At 52.6% G+C, this 399-nt stretch carries 1 protein-coding gene; it reads right to left on the bottom strand.

Annotated features, from left to right (window positions below):
* Nucleotides 1–399 (bottom strand): sulfatase-like hydrolase/transferase (locus E0L35_RS25920; RefSeq protein ID WP_171051249.1); only part of this gene is annotated, 399 nt, incomplete at both ends.

Here is a 399-nt window from a genome sequence, read left to right as displayed (position 1 = left end):
GTTGATGCACTGACCAGGCAGGTTCAGCGCGGTGACGTTCTGGTGAGGTACGCGATCGCAAACGCCTTTACAGCCGCCATCGTTGTCATTCCACAGCACGTTGATGCCCGCTCGCTGAATGATATCCAGCACGCCTTCCTGGTGCTGTGCCAGCTCTTCTTTGTAGTGCTCACGCGGCATATCCGAGAACATGCATGGTACTGAAACTGCCGTTGCCGTGCCGCAAGAGGCGGTATTAGGGAAATAGACCACGTTATCTTTTGCCAGACGAGGATTGGTTTCGCGTGGATAACCATTCAGCGAGAAATTCTCTGCGCGCGACGTTTCTCCGACGATCAAAATGGTCAGGTTTTTACGTTTCCCATTTTGCATTAATGGGTTGCGGTGAGCATCTTCACC

This window comes from Halomonas sp. ATBC28, from assembly GCF_005937175.1.
Lineage (GTDB): Bacteria > Pseudomonadota > Gammaproteobacteria > Pseudomonadales > Halomonadaceae > Vreelandella > Vreelandella titanicae.
This window is presented reverse-complemented; position numbering and strand designations above follow the sequence as displayed.